The sequence below is a fragment of the Anabaena sp. WA102 genome (assembly GCF_001277295.1).
Classification (GTDB): Bacteria; Cyanobacteriota; Cyanobacteriia; order Cyanobacteriales; family Nostocaceae; genus Dolichospermum; species Dolichospermum heterosporum.
Genome location: NZ_CP011456.1, coordinates 1,534,044 through 1,553,510, shown reverse-complemented (window position 1 = coordinate 1,553,510; position 19,467 = coordinate 1,534,044). Strand labels below are relative to the sequence as shown.

The 19,467-nt window shown below is 35.7% G+C and carries 18 protein-coding genes; 5 read left to right on the top strand and 13 right to left on the bottom strand.

Features of this window, described 5'->3' with window-relative positions; all coding sequences use genetic code 11:
• Window positions 1-55: 55 nt before the first annotated feature.
• Entirely contained in the window at window positions 56-1,156 is a 1,101-nt protein-coding gene (gene prfA, locus AA650_RS06640; RefSeq protein WP_053541209.1) for a peptide chain release factor 1, read from the top strand.
• Between the two features lie 194 nt (window positions 1,157-1,350).
• Here the strand turns inward: prfA and AA650_RS06635 are convergent, their stop codons facing one another.
• The 3 genes from AA650_RS06635 to AA650_RS06625 all read right to left on the bottom strand — a co-directional run bounded on the left by AA650_RS06635 (window position 1,351) and on the right by AA650_RS06625 (window position 4,819).
• The gene (locus tag AA650_RS06635) at window positions 1,351-2,430 is read right to left on the bottom strand and encodes a ParM/StbA family protein (protein WP_422387084.1); all 1,080 of its coding nucleotides are present in this window, start codon (window positions 2,428-2,430) and stop codon (window positions 1,351-1,353) included.
• A gap of 513 nt (window positions 2,431-2,943) precedes the next feature.
• Window positions 2,944-3,789 carry a hypothetical protein gene (locus tag AA650_RS06630; protein WP_053538446.1) on the bottom strand — a complete coding sequence of 282 codons (846 nt, stop codon included), beginning with the start codon at window positions 3,787-3,789 and terminating at the stop codon, window positions 2,944-2,946.
• A 19-nt stretch (window positions 3,790-3,808) separates the two neighbouring features.
• Window positions 3,809-4,819 (bottom strand): hypothetical protein, encoded by a 1,011-nt coding sequence (locus tag AA650_RS06625; RefSeq protein ID WP_053538445.1) that lies wholly within the window; start codon window positions 4,817-4,819, stop codon window positions 3,809-3,811.
• 277 nt (window positions 4,820-5,096) lie between these two features.
• Between AA650_RS06625 and AA650_RS06620 the strand changes: the two genes are divergently transcribed.
• The gene (locus AA650_RS06620) at window positions 5,097-5,321 is read left to right on the top strand and encodes an addiction module protein (protein ID WP_053538444.1); all 225 of its coding nucleotides are present in this window, start codon (window positions 5,097-5,099) and stop codon (window positions 5,319-5,321) included.
• 32 nt (window positions 5,322-5,353) lie between these two features.
• Here the strand turns inward: AA650_RS06620 and AA650_RS06615 are convergent, their stop codons facing one another.
• The 4 genes from AA650_RS06615 to AA650_RS06600 form a co-directional block, all read right to left on the bottom strand.
• Window positions 5,354-5,938 (bottom strand): Uma2 family endonuclease, encoded by a 585-nt coding sequence (locus AA650_RS06615; RefSeq protein ID WP_053538443.1) that lies wholly within the window; start codon window positions 5,936-5,938, stop codon window positions 5,354-5,356.
• Window positions 5,939-6,061: 123 nt separating this feature from the next.
• Entirely contained in the window at window positions 6,062-6,562 is a 501-nt protein-coding gene (locus AA650_RS06610) for a 2TM domain-containing protein (RefSeq protein WP_053538442.1), read from the bottom strand.
• Between the two features lie 412 nt (window positions 6,563-6,974).
• Window positions 6,975-7,874, bottom strand: coding sequence for a M48 family metallopeptidase (locus AA650_RS06605; RefSeq protein ID WP_053538441.1), 900 nt, complete (start codon window positions 7,872-7,874; stop codon window positions 6,975-6,977).
• 47 nt (window positions 7,875-7,921) lie between these two features.
• Window positions 7,922-8,440, bottom strand: a complete 519-nt coding sequence (locus AA650_RS06600) for a DUF29 domain-containing protein (RefSeq protein WP_053538440.1) — start codon at window positions 8,438-8,440, stop codon at window positions 7,922-7,924.
• A gap of 319 nt (window positions 8,441-8,759) precedes the next feature.
• Between AA650_RS06600 and AA650_RS06595 the strand changes: the two genes are divergently transcribed.
• Both AA650_RS06595 and AA650_RS06590 read left to right on the top strand, forming a co-directional pair.
• On the top strand, window positions 8,760-9,050 hold the full coding sequence (locus AA650_RS06595; protein ID WP_053538439.1) for a type II toxin-antitoxin system TacA family antitoxin: 291 nt from the start codon (window positions 8,760-8,762) through the stop codon (window positions 9,048-9,050).
• Window positions 9,047-9,550: a GNAT family N-acetyltransferase gene (locus tag AA650_RS06590; protein WP_053538438.1), complete on the top strand. Its 504-nt coding sequence runs from the start codon at window positions 9,047-9,049 to the stop codon at window positions 9,548-9,550. Before AA650_RS06595 ends, AA650_RS06590 begins: the two co-directional genes overlap by 4 nt.
• Before the next feature lie 714 nt (window positions 9,551-10,264).
• Here the strand turns inward: AA650_RS06590 and AA650_RS06580 are convergent.
• Window positions 10,265-11,983: an ABC transporter ATP-binding protein gene (locus AA650_RS06580; RefSeq protein WP_053538436.1), complete on the bottom strand. Its 1,719-nt coding sequence runs from the start codon at window positions 11,981-11,983 to the stop codon at window positions 10,265-10,267.
• A gap of 100 nt (window positions 11,984-12,083) precedes the next feature.
• Window positions 12,084-12,689, bottom strand: coding sequence for a DedA family protein (locus tag AA650_RS06575; RefSeq protein ID WP_039201960.1), 606 nt, complete (start codon window positions 12,687-12,689; stop codon window positions 12,084-12,086).
• 373 nt (window positions 12,690-13,062) lie between these two features.
• Here AA650_RS06575 and AA650_RS06570 point away from each other — a divergent pair, with 373 nt between their 5' ends.
• A complete protein-coding gene (locus AA650_RS06570; protein ID WP_039201961.1) occupies window positions 13,063-13,845 on the top strand; it encodes an ABC transporter permease in 783 nt (260 codons plus the stop codon).
• 102 nt (window positions 13,846-13,947) lie between these two features.
• On the opposite strand, the gene AA650_RS06565 is transcribed toward AA650_RS06570, so the two are convergent.
• The 4 genes from AA650_RS06565 to AA650_RS06555 all read right to left on the bottom strand — a co-directional run bounded on the left by AA650_RS06565 (window position 13,948) and on the right by AA650_RS06555 (window position 19,443).
• Window positions 13,948-14,667, bottom strand: a complete 720-nt coding sequence (locus tag AA650_RS06565) for a Uma2 family endonuclease (RefSeq protein WP_053538435.1) — start codon at window positions 14,665-14,667, stop codon at window positions 13,948-13,950.
• 39 nt (window positions 14,668-14,706) lie between these two features.
• A complete protein-coding gene (locus tag AA650_RS27660; protein WP_199924393.1) occupies window positions 14,707-14,868 on the bottom strand; it encodes a hypothetical protein in 162 nt (53 codons plus the stop codon).
• Between the two features lie 609 nt (window positions 14,869-15,477).
• Window positions 15,478-17,001, bottom strand: coding sequence for an ArnT family glycosyltransferase (locus AA650_RS06560; RefSeq protein ID WP_053538434.1), 1,524 nt, complete (start codon window positions 16,999-17,001; stop codon window positions 15,478-15,480).
• Window positions 17,002-17,004: 3 nt separating this feature from the next.
• On the bottom strand, window positions 17,005-19,443 hold the full coding sequence (locus AA650_RS06555; protein WP_053538433.1) for a hypothetical protein: 2,439 nt from the start codon (window positions 19,441-19,443) through the stop codon (window positions 17,005-17,007).
• Between the last annotated feature and the right edge of the window lie 24 nt (window positions 19,444-19,467).

Below are 19,467 nucleotides of genomic sequence, written 5' to 3'. Positions count from 1 at the left end.
TTGTCATTTAATGCTTGAGCCAACTTGTTATTTTTTAGGAGCATTTATAGTCATCATGGCAGAATCATACTTACTGGAGAAACTTAAATCTGTTGAACAAACCTTTCATGAATTAACACGCCGTTTAGCCGATCCTGATACCGCTAGTAATCCTGATGAGTATCAAAAAATTGCTAAGTCTCGTTCTTCTTTGGAAGAGGTCGTTAATACCTATGAAACTTGGAAAACAGCCCAGGATGAATTGGTAGGGGCGCGTCAGATCCTCAAAGAGTCCAATAGCGATCTAGAGTTGCATCAGATGGCAGCAATGGAAGTTAGTGAACTGGAAGAAAAGCTAGGATATTTGGAAAGCCGCTTAAAGGTATTGCTGCTACCCCGTGACCCCAACGATGATAAAAACATTATGTTGGAAATCCGCGCTGGTACTGGTGGTGATGAAGCTAGTATCTGGGCTGGGGATTTACTGCGGATGTATTCCCGCTATGCTGATGTCCAGGGTTGGAAGGTGAAGCTGGTTAGCGAATCCTTGGGAGAAATGGGCGGGTTTAAAGAAGTAATTCTAGAAATTCAAGGTAATAGTGTTTATAGTAAGTTGAAGTTTGAGTCTGGTGTACATCGTGTTCAGCGCGTACCAGCAACGGAATCGGGAGGAAGGGTTCACACTTCGACGGCGACTATAGCGATTATGCCAGAAGTGGATGAAGTGGAAATCCATATTGACCCGAAAGATATTGAAATGAGTACGGCGCGTTCTGGTGGTGCGGGTGGACAAAACGTGAACAAGGTGGAAACAGCCGCTGATTTGTTCCACAAACCCACTGGGATTCGGATTTTCTGTACAGAAGAACGGAGTCAGTTGCAGAATAAAGAACGGGCGATGCAAATTCTCCGGGCTAAGTTGTATGAGTTGAAGTTGCGAGAACAACAGGAGGCTGTAACTTCCATGCGGCGATCGCAAGTGGGTACAGGTTCTCGTTCGGAAAAAATTCGTACTTACAATTATAAAGATAGCCGGGTGACTGACCATCGTTTAGGTCAAAATTTTACCCTTAATCCTGTTTTGGAAGGTGATATAGAGACTGTGATTCAATCTTGTATATCGCAAGATCAACAAGAACGGTTAGCAGAATTGGCCGCTTCTGGTTCTAGTAGCTAATTAACTTCATTAACTTCCTAAATATCTGAGAAAACCGCTTGTTGTTATTTTCTGCACTTACAGGCGGTTTTCTTATGGGAAGAGGGGTAAATATAAGTTGTCTGCAAGTTCTAGTATTTTTGATTCAAACTGCTCTCTAGTAATAGTCATAGATTGTCGGCTGGTATTTTGTGTTTATTTCAACTATTAAAATATTAATTTTCTGACCTAGCAGCACTCATAAATTGCACTTCTCCATAAATATACTGCCCTATAGCATTAGCTTGTCGGGAAGGTGCAGCTAAATAGGCGTTGATTTTAGCTTCTTTGAGGAGACGTTGGATATCTTCCCAGAAAAACTCTCCACCACCACCTGTAATAATCACATCATTTACCCGCTCTGGCAACCACGCTAACACACGAGAGCAAATTTCCCGTGAAAACTGCTCTGTCAGATTGGGGAGAAAATCATCTAAATTAGCGGGAGTGCTAGAGCCTTTAGGACGGTAGAAACGTTCCCCTTTAGGTTTATTAACCGCAGAAAGAAATGCTAAAGACTGACTATCAGCACCTCCTATTTCATATGCTATCAATTCATAAAACTTGCTCATTCCGAAGTCTTCACTCTTAGAAAGATATTTAACAAAACGGAAATTATCTACCATAATCATGTGAATACTTTGATGTCCAATATCAACAACTGCTAGTGGTATTTTTGTAAAGTCGGGAACTGCTGTTGCTTTATTAGGTTGAGTTTCTGACCATAGTAAACTACCATAGGCATTTGGTATTACCCATACCTTAGTAATATTCAAGGACACTAATTCACCTCTAAAATTCATTACATGGAGGCCAATTAACAACCTATTCAAATGCGCTTTCTCATCTTCAAACTGCTCTAAGGAAACGAAAGGTAAACTCAGGACAACAGCAATTTCATCTTTAAGCTTAAAGTAGCCAGCAGATGATAACACTTTGATAAGTGCGTCCTCTAATATAGATTGGCCAATACCGAGATTTGCACCAAAGTCTTCTGCTAATTGACCAACAGCATAACCAATATCTTGATATTCTATCCACAAATTCATTAATGGATCAGTTCCTTTGGCTTCCATCACCAAGCCACGAATTTGTTTTATTGACATTTGCTTCACAGGAGAAGGAATGAAAGCCACATTACCAGGTTCACGACTCACACAGGTTTTTATAGCACTTCTACCTAAATCAACACTGAGAATAGTTTTACAAAAAATATCATTTATTTTTGCTTCCTTAATTAGTGTTTTTTCTCTTATATTTTGTGCTTCTATGGCTTTTAAAAGACTCTCATAGTAGTCATTTGGAACGATAATTAACTCCTCGTGTAGTTGCTCAAGAACTTGGTTAGTTTGTTCTACTGCTGCTTGAAATTTGTTTAAAGTATCTGTTGTAGGTTCTCTATCAATCTCCCACATTAAGTAAATAAGGTTTTGCTGTAATAGTAATACCATCCGCAAACAATCTTTCTCTACTTCACTTAATGAATTCTGTTTCGTTAACTCCTTAATTTGCTTTTTACTTTCCTCAACAAATTTATAATATTTTTTCTCTAAATTTGTATATTTATCTGTTAATTCGTTTGCCACTTGTCTGTGATGTTTCGCAGATTGTCTATCCTTTTCTCCAGCAGCATGAGAAGTAAAAGCACCTGCAACAGTACCAACAGCTAGACCTAAAGCACCAAATACAAAAGGTAGTATGAAAATCATAGATTTTTTGATCAATCCTCTATTGATTAGTGTTGTTAATACCTGCAAAAATTAATTACTTTAGTTACTTTTAGTCTTAGTTTTAGCTGCATCATGATTTTTTTGATATTGAAATATTTTAGCTTTCAATTGTTCAAATTCTAGATCCCATCCTCTAATGTCTACATTACATAGATAAGCTGTATCTTGAGCAGATTTGTTAATTTTATCCAAAATATCTGTTAATCTCGAAATTAAGCCTGCCTGACTTTTGTATTGCGATAAATCATACAAAGCTTTTGTGATATTATCCTCAAAATTTTGCAGCTTTTTAATAATATCACATTCTTTAATACGTCTATTACGAGTCTCATTTAGATACTGTAAGAGTCTATTACCACTATTGTAAATTCTATTATATATATCCTCCAATTCTGGATTATTAATAAAACTAAATCTTTGTGGTAATCTTCGTTCTGGTTTTGGAACAACTCCAGAAATACGTTGATAGTAATCACTAGGAACAATAATTAATTCCTCATTTAATTGGTAGAGAACATAATTAGTTTGTTCTACTGCTAGTTTAAACTGATTTAAAATTTCTGCTGTTGGTTCTTTATCAATTTCCCACATCAAATAAATCAAACTCTGTTGCAATCTCAGTGCTAAACGCAAACAGTCTTTTTCTATTTCACCTAATGCAATCTGTCGAGTTAAATCGTCAATTTGTTTCTGACTTTCATCAGCAAGTTCATAGTATTGTTTTTTTATATTCGCGTATTTCTCAACTAATTCATTTGCAACTTGTCTGTGATGTTTTGCAGCTTGTCTATCCTTTTCTCCAGCAGTATGAGTAGTCAAAACACCAATAAAACCACCAACGGCAACACTTACAGCACTAACTAAAAAAGGTAGTATGAAAATCATAGAATTCCTGATTTATTATTTAGTGACTAGGAGGAAGGTAAACAGGTTGAGAATTAGGCAATAACTTACTATCTGCTGATGTAAGTCCTAAAGATTGAGCAATAGCCACTGATTCACGTAACCGTTGCATAGCCCCTTCTATTCCTGGTGCAGTTGGACGATTTGTAATTTCTTGATTAATTGCTTTTGCTTCTGCCAAAAATTCTAGATTTTTCTGATGTTCATAAATCAGTTCATTTTCAATTTCTTGTAATCTTCCTAATTCTTGCCGAGTTAAAGATTCATAATAGGTTTTTACAGCCTGTTTATGATCATCTAAGATTCTGAAAAACTCAACAGCCATACCTCCAGCACCAAGAACAGCTAATAAAGGTGCTACTGTGGTTAATGCGATCGCTATTGGTGGACAAGCCGCAGCTAATGTTGCTGTCGTAAATGCTGTTACACCCCCAACTGCACCACCCATAGCAGTATCTTTTAATGTTGCTGTAGCTGCTTCCTGTGCAGAAATTTCACCTCGAACTACACGCAGCCCATGAGTTAGAAGTGAAAAAGGTACAGTTGTAACTGCACCCACAGCCGCCCCCATTGGTGCAGCTTGCAACCCTGCTTTAACAGCACCAGTTAAGTTATCAAAGTGGTATTTAGCATTTAATCTCATTTGCTCCTGACTTGTCATGGTTTTATCACCACGAGCCATATTATCCTTACCATTCTCCCATCTGATATTATTCGGATCATTAGAACCTCCCTTACTGTGGGGTTTAATGTGACTAGCGTGCTTATCAGATAGGTAATCTTTGGCATTATTAGCGGCAGTTTGACTATCTATACCCGCACGTTGAGAAGGGGGAATTTTATCCAACATTTCTTGGGCTTGAATCCTAGTTCTAATAGGTTCACCAGGACGAACACCGCCTTTATATAATCTACGTGCTGTACTGAAAGGTAAATCTTGTAAATTGACGTGGTGAATGTTGGTTGTCGCAGCCGAATTGACAGCAGAATTACGCTGGGAATCGTCAGACATGGGTGATTACCTTTTGATATTTGATAGAAGCGGTTAATAAAATAAATTATACTCAATACAGTAATAATTGACTACTGCTCAAAATAAATCTATAGTCAGTTTAAATAAAATGGTTGTAATAGAGAAATACGCGATGCAATTTAGTCAAAACGAAATAATGTAGAAACACTGTCATCGTCAATCTGACATTTCCACAGAAAGAATGATAAAATAGTTTGTGAATAAAGTCTTTGTTTGTTCCTATTCTCAATTCAATTTACAGAGAATATAAATAATTATGCTATCAGTTGAAGAATTAATTCAGGAAGCCTTGTCTTTACCCAGTTATACCAGAGTATTTTTAGTAGAAAAACTAATTGAAAGTCTAGAATCTGATATTGATGAAAATATCCAAAAGAATTGGAACACAGAAGCTAAAAAACGCCGGGATGAAATACGTAATCATACCGTTGAGCCAATTTTTGGAGAAATAGCTTTAGCTCAAATCAGACAAATTTCATAAAAATGAAAGTAGAAGTTCCTACAATTTTTGTTCTATCCTGTTATTTTTATCCCTGCTCGAAATTCCCGCAGCGCTTGAGCATGATTTTCTATATTAATACAACGCATCAATAAATCTACATCTAAACTCGGTAAAAGTTGCGATTTACTAACAGCTTCATATCCCTCATTTCCTAAACTATAAAACAATAATTCATCATTCATCCAAAACCAAACTTCAGGAATTTGTAACCGTTTGTATGCTTCCAGTTTATTAATTCCTCCACTACTAACAACCACCTCAATTACTAAATCAGGATGTTTTCTATTTGCTCCTAATTCATAAGATTCATCACCTTCTTTTTTAACCTTTTCAAATTCATTTTCTAGGGTGACAGAACCAGTAGGAGTAAAATCTAATTCCAAAAATTCCAAATAAATTTCTACTAAAGAAGCAATACGTTTCTTGATAGTTTCGTGTTTTTTTCCTGGCATTTTCCGAATCTCCAATACTCCATCTAAAAAGGATAACCTTAACCCTGGGCGCTCAATTAGCTGTTCAACAGCTTTAAATTCTCTCCAGGTTAAGTCACTAATTAAAATAGGTTCTGCTTCTCGTTCAATGAGTGTAGTTATCATAATTTAAACCCAAATTTAGAGATTGAATTTTGCTCAACGCGAGATAATACAAAAACAGAGTCTCATGAAAAACATCATGCAAGCATACGAACTCAAAGGAAAAATTGATCAATCTGGTAACTCTTAAGGACTAAATACCTTAAACCACCTATTTAAAACTGTATTGATTGTTTGTTTAATTTGATGGTTGCGATTCCATCTTTGAAAGGCGATTTCGTAATCTTCACCTTTGGTTTGAAAAGTATTCCAAATATCTAAGGATATGGCTAATCCGCAACCTAGTAAGATATAAAGTGACCAAGAAATACCGCCACTAATTAAATCCATACCCAGGAAAAAAATATTGATGATTGCGTAATTGCCTAAACGTTTTTTAAATTTACTTTGGCGATAAAGATTAAAAGCTTTACGCTGTTCAACTTCGTTTTGCTTACCTAACCAATCCCGTTCCGCTTGTTGGAGGATATCGGGTGATATTTGTAACTCTGTGGCGATTTCCAGGATTTGCTGATAGGAAAATTCCTGATCATTATCGTCTACTTGACGAGCGATCGCTAATTGCAGAATTTGCTGTACATCTTCTTGGCTGTAAGAACGCAGGCTGTTAGGGTGAAACGTCGTCATAATTGTTGCTCAAATAATAGTTTTAATAGAAAAATGCACTACCATCAGCAATACAGCACTTTCTAATGTTATGAGGTACAGTTTTTTATCCCCAAATCCGTAGGGGCGCAGGGCTTGCGCCCTCCATTGTATTTCATTAGAGCGAAAATTGCTGTATTTACACCACTTCTAGATTAGCAAATATAAATCAATCTGGTGTTCAATTAGTTATGGTTGGGAAAAAGATATATGGTGGTTATTAGCAGTCCGATGAGGAGAGGGTGCAGGCCTTGCACCCCTACGGATTTTCAATCAGATGTGAAATTGATCCGCAATATCACAGGTTTATTGGGTGGTATTGCCTTGTGGAAAGATTAGGTAAGATATAAAAAGCGATTGTCTGAATCAGGATTAAAGGCGATCGCCTATTAAATTACCAAGAAGTCAAAAAATTCCATCCTTCTTTTTCGTCTCCTTCCTCTTCTTCTTTTGGAGTATTGACATTTTCTCCTTGAAGTACATGATCGTATTCTCTTGAATCAACCCATTTTAATAATTCACCAGTTCGCATTACTAACCAAGAAAGACTAGATTCCGAATAACTTAATATTTTCGTAACTTGATCTAGATTATCAACACTACTAGATGCAAACTCGCGGGATTGAATGAGAAAATCTTCGATCACATTAGGAGTTAAATACTCTTCTGGTAAACCTGCCAGTTTCATCAGTGCGGTAGTGGCAATATCAATATCTTGACAAGCTAATAAACCGGCCCGGTCAGCAGTGAACTTTGCCATCATTACCCAATTATATAACGCCAATTCTACACCACCAGCTATCAATCCGCCTAATCCTAATGTGGTACTGCTTAACCACATTTTTAACGCCGGCATGACAATTGATATTTGATGATAAATCATATGTTGACTCTTAATTCGAGCAATTTCGTATCCAAAAATAAACAGTAATTCATCATAATTCAACCATTCCATTGCTTCAATATTGATACCAATAATAGGTTTTTCTACGCCAATAATATAGGTTTGAATATGCCCTGTACCTCGAAACAAATACAATTCAGGAATAGTTGTCACATCAAGAATTTGGCAAGCTTCTAATAATGGTTGATATAGTTGGGGAAAATTCCGCGGTGTGACTCTGATTTCACTAGCAATACTTTGTAATCTCAGTAAACGATCAATACCATATTCGTTGACTTTTTTGAGCAAAGGAGAGATACCGGGCATACTTTGTAAAGAGGCTAAAGCTTTGCGATCAAATGGGTGTTCGTAAGTTTTTGAACTTAGTCCAGTTAATATTTTTTTTGTCATGGGAAGTGAGTTATTTTGGCAAAATAATTAAATTATATTGTTTGATTTTATAAAAAATCCAGGGAATTTATTCCCTGTCTAAGAGGATGTTTTAAAAGTGGTATCCCATAAAAATCCTCATCAAGAATTTCCTCTATCCCAAAAGGACAAATTATAGGATACTCACTCTCCTCCGGTACACGAACTCCGAATTTAGCCAGTTTGCCCTCTTTAATTGCCAATTTACGCCCATCAGGATAGGCTTTTTCTACTGCTTCTATTAAAAAACTTTTCAGAGATGGAGTATCTTCGAGATTATCAAGAACTCGTTGACGATGTTCCACAACTGAACTATACCAACTTGTTTTCATGGAGTCAGGTACATGATGCTGAATTTTTAATTTGAGTAAGTGAGCTAATAAGATTTTCAGATTACTTCTGAGTGTATTCTTCTCTGACTTACCCAAATCAACTAACTCCTCAATTAAATTCTCAATATCCAGGGACGCAAATTCACGATTTCGTAATTGTTGAATTGTTTGCTCAATCCATAATTGCAAATCGCTATTATATAGTTTATTAGACATCTTTTAGGTCTACTTCCATTCATTAGCTCTGCTACTATTGTAACTTATAGCAATTCTCGCTCTCATGAAATGCAATGGAGGGCGCAGACCCTGCGCCCCTACGGATTTGGCGATAAAAAACCGTACCTCATAACATCAGGAAGTGCTGTATAGCCGCAGACAGGGTAGTTAGGACGTTCCGGCGGAACATCTCTACTTAATGGCTATAGCTATAATTATTACCAGAAATAGCGATTTTTTCAGCAAATATTGTAATGTCATTGTCATTACAATATGCTAAAATGATTTAATCAATAATTACGCCCAAAAAAAATCCACCATGACCAATAAAACAAAAAATATAACTGTGCGTAACACCTTAAATTTACGCATTAAGCCAGAGGAACGTGATTTGATAGATATGGCCGCCAAAGTGTTAGGTAAAAATAGAACTGATTTTATTTTGGCAGCAGCGCGGAATGCTGCGGAGGAAACTTTGCTGGAACGGACTATTTTTTGGGCTAGTCCAGAGGCTTATGCAGAATTTATCGCCTTACTAGATGCACCACCCCAACCTAATGAGCGTTTACGCAAAACCATGCAGACAACTCCACCTTGGGATAAAGAATGAGTTTAACACCACCTGAAACTCTCTCTAGTCACCACTCCTGCTCTGATTTTTCCTGTGGAATTGCTTCTCTTGATGATTGGTTAAAACGTCGAGCTTATACCAATCAAATCAGTGGTGCAACTAGAACTTTTGTTCTTTGCGTTGACAATAGAGTAGTTGGGTATTATGCCCTGGCTTCTGGAGCGATTAGTGTACAATCAGCCTTAGGTAAATTTCGGCGAAATATGCCTGACCCCATTCCGGTAGTAATTTTAGCAAGATTAGCAATAGTAGCAATAGATAGTTCTTATCAAAGTCAAGGTTTAGGACGGGCTTTATTTCGTGATGCGGCGCTAAGGGTTGTTCAAGCTGCTGATACAATTGGTATTAGAGGAATTATTGTTCATGCTATTTCTGAAGAAGCTAAGGATTTTTATTTGGCTTTAGGTTTTATTTTGTCTCCTCTTGAACCAATGACGTTGATGATTACTCTTAATGATTTACGTGATTCTATTACTTAGAAATAAATACTGAAACTTTATGAAAAATGCTGCCACAACTCCCAAACGCATTTCAGCGTTAAACCATTCTGTAATTGATGCGATATATGGTAGGGGTTTAGCAGTGCTAAACCCTTACATATATCGAAGTTAAGGTAATTCATGTTGATTTAATATCACTAAAATTAATAACATTGACAGGTTTTGTATCACGTCTTTGTCAATTTGTCAATAGTAAATTTCTGCTCTCATTCAAATTAGATCATTCTTGAGCAAATTTATGGCTAAAATTGTTCAAGGAATAGCTATTAATTTTGTAAAGTTTTGTATCAGCCTGGGAGATTTATTTCTAAAACCACTGTCAATAAAGGGTTTCAGATTAACATCTTCTAAAAGATCCAAAATTGAAAATAATAGCCCAATTATGAAATTCTCTGAAATTATAGCAAATCGCGGAAAGTATTGCAACCTCGTTGATAAATAGAAAAGATTCTCAATTAATTATTAAGAAAATCTAAAGGCAAATTGCTATAAGTTATAAATATCAAAAGTATTCTTAGTTTAGGATAATTTAAACTTATGATAAAGCGATGACAACTGATCTATCTGAGAAAGAACGCTGGGGATTAAACTATGAGCATATTATTGGATTATAGCGGTTGCAGTAGCGTCTCGTATCCCTTGCGAGAATTTCAGATCCCCGACTTCTCTAAGAAGTCGGGGATCTTATGGATCTTATTGTTGAGCATAATACCGGGCATATCTCCCTTCTAAAGCTAATAATTCCTCATGATTTCCCGACTCCACAATTTGCCCTTTTTCTAACACCAAAATGCGATCGCACTTCCGCACCGTTGACAATCTATGGGCAATAATTAACACCGTACGATTTGCCATTAATCTCTCCAAAGCCTCTTGTACCAAAGCTTCTGATTCTGAATCTAACGCTGATGTGGCTTCATCAAGTATCAATATTTGCGGGTTAAGAAGGACAGCACGAGCGATCGCAATTCGTTGTCTTTGTCCCCCGGATAAATTCACACCTCGCTCTCCTACCCAAGTATGATAACCTTCTGGTAGTTGCTGAATAAATTGATGAGCATTGGCGATTTTTGCAGATTCTTCTACTGCATTCATATCAAAATCATTTTGTCCGAAAGCGATATTTTGGGCAATAGTTCCCGAAAACATAATTGTTTCTTGGGGAACAATCCCAATCTGTTTTCTTAAACTATTTAATGTTACATCTCGGATATTTATGCCATCTATAAAAATGTCCCCAAATTCAGGATCATAAAATCGAGGTAATAGATTCACAAAAGTAGTTTTCCCAGCCCCAGAAGCACCAACCAAGGCAATGGCTTGACCGGGCATGACTAATAAACTAATATTATTTAATACAGGTTCTCCTGACTTATAGGCAAAAGTAATATTGCAATATTCAACTTTACCATTGACAGCAGGAAGGGTAATAGCATTGGGTTTTTCTAATACCGTTGGTTGAATTGCTAATAACTCAAAAACTCGATCAACCGATGCCTCACCTTGTTTAAATTCATTATAATTATTAGTAGTATGACCAATAGGATCAATTAACAAAGCTGCTGCTGTTAAATAACTAAAAAATTCACCGACAGTTAAATTACGTTGAGATATTTGCCAAGTTCCTACCATTAACAAAGATAACGCACTGAGAGCTTCTAAAAAACCCACAATGGGAATTTGAATAGCTTTTAATCTTTCTACAGAATATTTAGCTTTAAAACTGCGTTCTGCTTCATGACTAAATCTATCAATTTCGTATTTTTCCGCAGCAAAAGCTTGAATTAATCGAATCCCGCTAAAAACTTCCGTTAAAATAGCTGATAAATCAGAAATACGACTTTGACTTTTGAGAGAATATTTCCGTAAACGTTCCCCAAACCAACCAATTAAAATCCCCATAATTGGAGCAACAATTACCGTCGCTAGGGTAAGTTGCCAATTTAAATAAATCATGTAAATGGGAATAGCAATTAACTGTAAAGCACAGGGAGTAAAATCATGAAAAAGCTTATTAATAACTTCTCCAACCCTGTCAACATCTTCCGTGAGACGATAAGATAAATCTCCAGCTTTAGCAGTTTCAAAATAGCTGAGATTGAGTTTTTGTAAATGAGTATAAACCTGTTGCCGGAGATAAAAAGCGATTCTTAACGCTGCCTTAGCCATGTATAAATCTTGTACAGACTGAAAAAAGCCGCGCACAAGAAATATAGCAGCACTGATTCCGGCTAATTGAGCGATCGCTAATACATTACCATTCCCGAAGGGAACTGCCAACTTACCCGCGACATTAATCAGGGTTAAAGTTGCCAGTACATATCCCAAAATCCCTACAAAACCCTTAGCAATAGGTTGCCATTGGGTGCGGATATAGGGTAAAAGTTGCCAATAATTAGAACGTGTTTTCAAATCGTAACATCCACAAAAAATATTTTCCTTGTTTGACGCTACCAGTTTTTGGGTACATTTGGGAATAGAGATTGGTAAACTGTAATCAAAACAAAATATTTTATCCTTTATTAGCTCTGTTTTCCTTAATTACATGAATAATCGAAGGTAATAAAGAAACAACAACAATTAAGCCAATTATTGGTAATAGATACTTATCTAATTGTTCCGCTGGTAAAGATTTTCCTAAGAAAAACCCTAACAAAGTAATACCAAATGTCCAAACAAAGCCACCAATTAAGTTATAAGACATAAAAGACCGATAGTGCATAGCTCCAACACCTGCTACAATCGGTGCAAAAGTTCTAACGATTGGCATAAATCTAGCTAAAACAATTGTTTTTTTACCATGCTTTTCATAAAAATCTTGAGTTTTCACAATATGTTTTTTATGAAATAACCAAGAATCATCCTTATCAAATAACTTTCTCCCAAATTTATGTCCAGTAAAATAACCGACATTATCACCCAATACAGCACAAACAAACGCACCAAAAATCAGCACCCAAATATTCAGCAAGTTCTGAGAAGCAACAAATCCCGCTGTAAATAATAAACTATCACCGGGCAGAAAAAAGCCAATCAATAAACCAGATTCAGCAAAGATAATTCCCCATACTCCAAAATAACCCAACGATTTAATTAGTTCCGGTAAATTAAAGTGCATAAAATCCGATTTGCTTAAGAAGTTGCATTCAACATTTTAGCGTTCATAAATTTATAAAAATAAAAAATAATATTAAGTTCATATAAAGTTACTTTATATTTAAGTAGGTGAACACAATAAAACCAAACTGTGCAAAGAAACGTAAAATCGCTGAAAACTTCTTTACTCTTGCCTTTTGCCTCTTGCCTTGCTATATACTCAAAACGGCTAGAAGCTGGACTTTTTTATCATACAAAGAACAAGTTCAAAGCCTCTCCCCGTTGCGGGGAGAGGTTTGGAGAGGGGTTTCATATTTGGTTAAACTATTAACCGTTTTCAGTATAACGACAATTTTCAACGCCAACCTACTTACCTATTGGGGTAGAGACGAAAAATGCCAAGATATTTAAAAGTGTTGAGATTATTTTGGAGTGCTGCCATTTCCGCAGAAATGGAATATCGTATCAATTTTATCATTTATGCTATTAGTAGCTTAGGCAATTTAGTGGGTGGTATCTTTAGTTTATTCCTGTTCTACCGTACAGGTTACACTTTTTCGGGTTGGTCATGGGAATCAGCTTTAGTAGTTTTAGGAATTTTCACACTATTACAAGGCTTTGCTGCCACCTTTCTCGCTCCCAACTTAAATCGGATTGTGCGTCATGTCCAAGAAGGGACTTTAGACTTCGTATTATTAAAACCTATTCGTAGTCAGTTTTGGTTATCTCTTCATACCATTTCCCCCTGGGGAATACCAGATTTAATCTTTGGACTATTGATCATTGTCTATGCTGGTACAAAACTTAACTTAGGTATTGATAAATACTTATTGAGTATCTTTCCGTTGACTTGTGGTTTAGTTATTCTTTATAGCCTGTGGTTTATACTAGGAGCAACTAGTATTTGGTTTGTAAAGATATATAATATTACTGAAGTATTAAGAGGGTTTTTAGAGGCTGGAAGATACCCAATTACAGGTTATCCGGCTGCCTATCGCTTCTTCTTCACTTTCATAGTACCAGTAGCTTTTTTAACTACAGTTCCCGCCCAAACTATGTTAGGTCAAATTCAACTTACCTGGTTGCTGGGTGCAGGATTATTAGCTTTGATATTGTTTTTCATTTCTACCCAGTTTTGGCGGTTTGCTCTCCGTTTTTATACTAGTGCTTCTAGTTAATTGGACTGACTAGACAAAAATTAAGATCCCCGACTTCTGTTGTAATCGTCTCCAGAAATTGTGATTTGTCTTGAGAAGTCGGGGATTTGGGAAACCTAACGATTACAACATATCTGGATTTTCACCCAATTCTCGTAATCTGGCAGCTAACCTAGCTGCTTTTGCTTGAGCTTCCTCCTCTCGTGATTTAGCTGCCTCCTCTGGTAATAAAACTAGATTGCCCGCAACATCATAAAACCGCACCCAAATCGCAGTTTCCCTATCTATAGTTCCTTCCCAAGTTCCCAACCATAAACCCAAACGTCTACACCATAGCCAACCATTTTCATTTGGTCTTAATGGCTGATACTGTTGTTCATGATCTAAATGCCATCCTTGTAAAGAATTAGCATCAAATGGGTCATAGACAAAATAATCGGAGGTATGGAAAGTCTGTTCATAAAGGTCTTTTTTAATTCCCTTATCTATTCCTGATGTAGACCGTGACATTAATTCCACAATCACATCAGGATAGCGACCATTTTCTTCCCAAACTACCCAACCTTGTCGAGGGTTACTACCATCAACATTGAGAACAGCAAAGAAATCGGGACCGCGAAACTCACGATTACGAATTTGGCTACTGCTGTAGTAAATAAACATATTGCCCCCAGTAAAATAATCATTGCGGTCAGACCAAAGCTGCTGCAATGACCGAATGAGGACATTCATCGCAATCCGGTGTCTATTTGATTCCAAGACTTCACCATCATGAAATATTAAGTCAGCAGGTGGATGATGGGGTTCCCAGTCCACAATGGCTAGATTGTTTTCGGTACTCATGAGTGATTATCACCTTTTTCATCAAGCCCTAAACTTCCATCATAATCTGTCTAAAGCTTTCTCAAAGTCTTTGATTATGGCGGTAATTGCTGAAAATTTAGAAAAATTTCCGATTTTATCCCGTACTATTACAGACAAGCGAATTTGATGGCGAATACGCAGCAATATTTTCAGAAAAAATAGGCGCACCAGCCAAGACATTTAGAGGGTGTTTGAAAAGTCATGATTGCTGTAAGTAGTGAGACAGAATTAATTACACAATGTCATTGCGTAAGCGCAGCGTGGCGTTAGCCATAGGGAACGAAGTGAAATGAAGCAATTCCAAGGGTTGTGATTGCTTCCCTTCGCTCGCAATGACTGTAAATATTTTTGTCCAATTACTTATCAAATGTTTTACCCCTCCCTAATCCTCCCTTTAAGTAGTGAGACAGAATTAGTTACACAATGTCATGGCGTTAGCGCAGCGTGGTGTTAGCTATATGGAACGAAGTGAAATGAAGCAATCGCAAGGGTTGTGATTGCTTCTCTTCGCTCGCAATGACTGTAAATATTTTTGTCCAATTACTTATAAAGGCATCGTGTACACCAATACTATTGCCAAAGCCCTGAAACCCTATTGATATCGTCACGATTTTCTTGGGTTTCAGACATATTTTGGAAAATTGGCAATAGTATTGGTACACACAAGTTAAATTACCCCCCTTAATCCCCCCGATGCTTTGGGGAGAAACCGGAAAAATTAGTTCCCTCCCCTTTACAAGGGGAGGGTTAGGGTGGGGTGATTCGATAACTTGTGTGTACACACTAGCCTTAATTTATAGCCACCAATTTAAAACCATTAGCTTCTCCCATAACCTTAATTTGATTTAAATTAATTTTCTGCAAAGTATCCTGACCCAATAATAAATAAGATTTATCAGCAAACTTATCTTTTAAATCTGCCATAGATATAGGAATAATTTTACAATCACTATAAAAATCTAAACTAGGACGACTATCAGGAAAAGAAGTATAAATTTGTGTTCCAGGTGGCACATTATCTCTAATTAACGCTGCCACTGGTAGAACAGGGAATTTTTCATTTAACTCCCATATCCACGATTGAGAACTCATCAACATTCCTAAAACTAAATACATTCCCGCAAATAAAACCGGGATAAATTGACGGTTATGCTGATTAACGAACCATGATGTCATCCCCATAGTCATTGCTAAAACAACACTCATTACAATTAACAATGGCTGTTTATCGAATATACTAAAATAAATGCAACCTGCTAAACCGACAATAACTAAAAATGCAAAAAATCCCGTCAAAAATCTGGTTTTAAACTTCTCCTCCTGCCAAATGTAACTTAAATTAGCCCCAATTGCTAAAGCTAAAAATGGATATATGGGCATAATATACCAGGGTAATTTGGTACTCATTAAAGAAACTATGGCAAAATAAACAATTGTACCAATGAGAGTTAAACAACCCCAAGCAGTATGACGATTTTTCCAACTTAAATATAAACCTCCTGGCAAAAATAACAACCAGGGAAAACCATATTTGATCACTTCCAGTAAATAATACCAAATCGGACCAGTATTACCTTCCACAGCTTTTCCCAGTCTGTCAAAAGCTTGGGATTGAAAATGCACTTCTAAGAAAATATTACCATAATGTTGCCATTGGGCAAAATACCAAGCAATAGCCGGTAAATTACCTAATAACATTCCTATCCATAGAAATGGATTTTTTAATATAGCTAATTGTTTATTAGCAATGATAAATAAACCTGCTATTACTGCTAAAACTACTACTAACATTCCCTTTGTCAGAGTAATTAAACCCAAACAAAATCCGATACCAACAGCATATTTTCTATCATGACGGGCTTTGAGAATGCAAAATAACAATAACAAGAAAAAGGAAACAGTCATTCCATCTAACATTGCTAGTCTACCATGACGGACTACAGGCAATAATGTTAAATAAACCAAAGCTGAAAATAAAGCTGGTAAATTTTTTATAAAAGCTAAACGTCCAATTAAATAAAGTAAAGGTACTCCTAAAGCTGTTAAAAATGCTCCCGGAAATCTGGTAGTAAATTCTTGCACTCCTCCGATATGATAGCAAACAGCAATAAACCATTGCATCAAAGGTGGTTTTAATAAAAAAGGATCTCCTTGGATAGTCGGATAAATCCAGTTACCAGTGCGATAAATTTCCCTGGCAACTATAGCATAAGTACCTTCATCCCAATCTCGTAAAGGTAAATTACCCAAACCTATTAGCGATAAAATTAAAGATGCTACCAATAAACCTAAAAACCATTGTTTATGACTCATATTTTATAAATGAATTAATGGGAGAAATTTCATGATATTTGTAACTGTTTTTAAAGTCTTTAATTCTGGTATATCTGGTTTTAATTTTTCTGCTATTATCAACTGCTTTTCGGCTTGTTTGGGTTGAAAGTCATACAAATAAACAAATGCTAAATAAAGCCAAGTATAGGGATTGTGACGATCATATTTAGTTAATTCTGTTAAATTCTGAATTAATTCCGGTGCTTTGCGCTGTAAAAGTTGTGATAAAACCAAAGTATAACGCCAATTCAGATTATTTGGTTCATTCTCTAGGTAATAATTAGCGGCAAATTCAATTTGTTTTAAATAATCTTGAGTAGGATCATATTGATTAAAATTATCTATTTGCACAAAGATATTATCTAATTTTCCCTGTTGTAAGTCTACTGCCAATTGTGACATTCGGGAAACTAAATCTAAAGGTGGTGTTTTTTCTAGTTTTCCTGTATCTGTAACATTAACAATTATATTAGGAATATTTAAAGGTGTAATTTTGCCATTAATTTTATCTAAATATAGTGCGGATAGTTGATATTTTCCTAGCGGTAATTCCTGGGGAATAAATGTAGCGAGATTCTCAATTACTCGAAAATTTCCTTGAGGATGACATTTTATACCACAATATAAATTACCCAGTGCGATCGCATGATCATGATACCAAGCTGATTGTCCATTTTGCCATTTCAACAGTAACAAACCATTTTGCAATTCATCCCATGAACCTGTAATTTCATAGGTAACTGAGTTATTTTGATTTGTAATTACTTCATTAGCAATTATTACTTTTTCTAAAGCAAGTGGCTTATTATCAACATTTAATTTTTCAACAACTACATGAGGATTTTTGCGATGATATAATCGTAATTTATCACCATGAGGTAATACCCAATCATTCTGTAATTTTAACTCAGGATCAGATTCTACTAAAGATTTTAATTTGCGTTTTGTTTCTCCCTTTTCTCCTGGTTCATCTGGTTCATTATCTTTGGTGACATACCACGATAAATACTGTAAATCCTGATTTACCTGAGATAATTTCATAGTTAATTTTCTTCCATAAATGCGAAAATCAGCTAATGTCCCGAAATAATCTAAAGTAAATTCATTAACTTGGGGTGTAGAAACTGGAATTACTCCTAAAGTTGTTCTTAAATATGGAGTAGTTTGATTTATTTTCTCCATTAATTCCGCAAGGGGATATTTTTTACTCTCATCATTTGGTAAATGTTTTCCTCCCCATGCTTGAATTAGGGGTAAGGGGAATAAATTATTGAGTAAAATTATCCCACTTAATACAAAAGTTGCTAATCTTAATTTATTAAACCAGATATTGTCAATCAAGTTAAAGAAGTAAGCCAAAATTAAACTAATTACCGGAAAACAAGGCAGAATAAATCTAATATCTTTATTTGTCCCCAAGGAACAAATTATATAACTACTAATTAGAGAAATAAATAACCAAGTTAACGCGGATTTTGATAAATTATCTGGCAATACATTTTGAGTAACCCGACGTTTAAACAGATAAATTAAGAAAATACCAATACTTACAAATAATATCGGAAAACCAACTGTTTCAGGAATAGCTTGCGGATAATATAACCAACCAGCAATTGTTGTTGCAGATGGATCACCTTCTCCTATTCCCACATGATTAGCATTTAAGGCAGAAGTAATAATAGTTAACCAATTTACACTATACCAAGAACCAGCAATCAACCAAGCTAAAATTAAAGATAATCCTGTTTGAATTAGTTTAATAAATTTACGTTTGCTGATAAAAATAATTAATGTGCAGATACTAGGAATGAGAATAAAAATAAAACCTGTGGGTTTAGATAACATGATTAACCCTATTCCTATCCCTAGTAAGAGAGTTAATATCCATGATAAAAACCCACTATAACTATCTTTCCAAATTGTTAAAACTGTGAAAGTAGCTATGACAATAGCCGTTAAACCATAATCTAATAAATAATCTGTGCGGATAATTCCCATAATAGGAAATAACAAGCAAAATATGCTGGCTGTGATGCCAATTTTTCGGTTTTGAAATAAATAATTCCCTAAATGATATACTGATAAAATAATTACCGCTGTATATACCAAATTGACTAAACTTGCTTGATCATGACCCTTACCAAACAATACTAAAAAGGGTACAGTACAAATATATACAAAAGGAGCGCGATAACTAGGGGTTAATTGCCATAGAGATAACCACCAATCACCTGATAAGATATTTAAGTTTTGAAAAATCCGATAATGATGTAATGCTCCCGTTAAATGTGCGCTTTGATCATAAGCTGGAATAGATTCATCTAAGAAAAACCATGTTCTATCTATCATTAATCCTATTAACCAGATGGTTAATAGTATGATATAGTCTTTATTGATTTTTAGATAAGAGGAATAATTCATTATATTTTTATTTTCAGGCAATTA

Bases quoted from the DNA above. Each gene is read 5' to 3' on its own strand.
- prfA (WP_053541209.1), top strand. From the start codon at position 56: ATGGCAGAATCATACTTACTGGAGAAACTTAAATCTGTTGAACAAACC.
- AA650_RS06630 (WP_053538446.1), bottom strand. From the start codon at position 3,789: ATGATTTTCATACTACCTTTTTTAGTTAGTGCTGTAAGTGTTGCCGTT.
- AA650_RS06625 (WP_053538445.1), bottom strand. From the start codon at position 4,819: ATGTCTGACGATTCCCAGCGTAATTCTGCTGTCAATTCGGCTGCGACA.
- AA650_RS06620 (WP_053538444.1), top strand. From the start codon at position 5,097: ATGCTATCAGTTGAAGAATTAATTCAGGAAGCCTTGTCTTTACCCAGT.
- AA650_RS06615 (WP_053538443.1), bottom strand. From the start codon at position 5,938: ATGATAACTACACTCATTGAACGAGAAGCAGAACCTATTTTAATTAGT.
- AA650_RS06610 (WP_053538442.1), bottom strand. From the start codon at position 6,562: ATGACGACGTTTCACCCTAACAGCCTGCGTTCTTACAGCCAAGAAGAT.
- AA650_RS06605 (WP_053538441.1), bottom strand. From the start codon at position 7,874: ATGACAAAAAAAATATTAACTGGACTAAGTTCAAAAACTTACGAACAC.
- AA650_RS06600 (WP_053538440.1), bottom strand. From the start codon at position 8,440: ATGTCTAATAAACTATATAATAGCGATTTGCAATTATGGATTGAGCAA.
- AA650_RS06595 (WP_053538439.1), top strand. From the start codon at position 8,760: ATGACCAATAAAACAAAAAATATAACTGTGCGTAACACCTTAAATTTA.
- AA650_RS06590 (WP_053538438.1), top strand. From the start codon at position 9,047: ATGAGTTTAACACCACCTGAAACTCTCTCTAGTCACCACTCCTGCTCT.
- AA650_RS06575 (WP_039201960.1), bottom strand. From the start codon at position 12,689: ATGCACTTTAATTTACCGGAACTAATTAAATCGTTGGGTTATTTTGGA.
- AA650_RS06570 (WP_039201961.1), top strand. From the start codon at position 13,063: ATGCCAAGATATTTAAAAGTGTTGAGATTATTTTGGAGTGCTGCCATT.
- AA650_RS06565 (WP_053538435.1), bottom strand. From the start codon at position 14,667: ATGAGTACCGAAAACAATCTAGCCATTGTGGACTGGGAACCCCATCAT.
- AA650_RS27660 (WP_199924393.1), bottom strand. From the start codon at position 14,868: ATGTCTTGGCTGGTGCGCCTATTTTTTCTGAAAATATTGCTGCGTATT.
- AA650_RS06560 (WP_053538434.1), bottom strand. From the start codon at position 17,001: ATGAGTCATAAACAATGGTTTTTAGGTTTATTGGTAGCATCTTTAATT.
- AA650_RS06555 (WP_053538433.1), bottom strand. From the start codon at position 19,443: ATGAATTATTCCTCTTATCTAAAAATCAATAAAGACTATATCATACTA.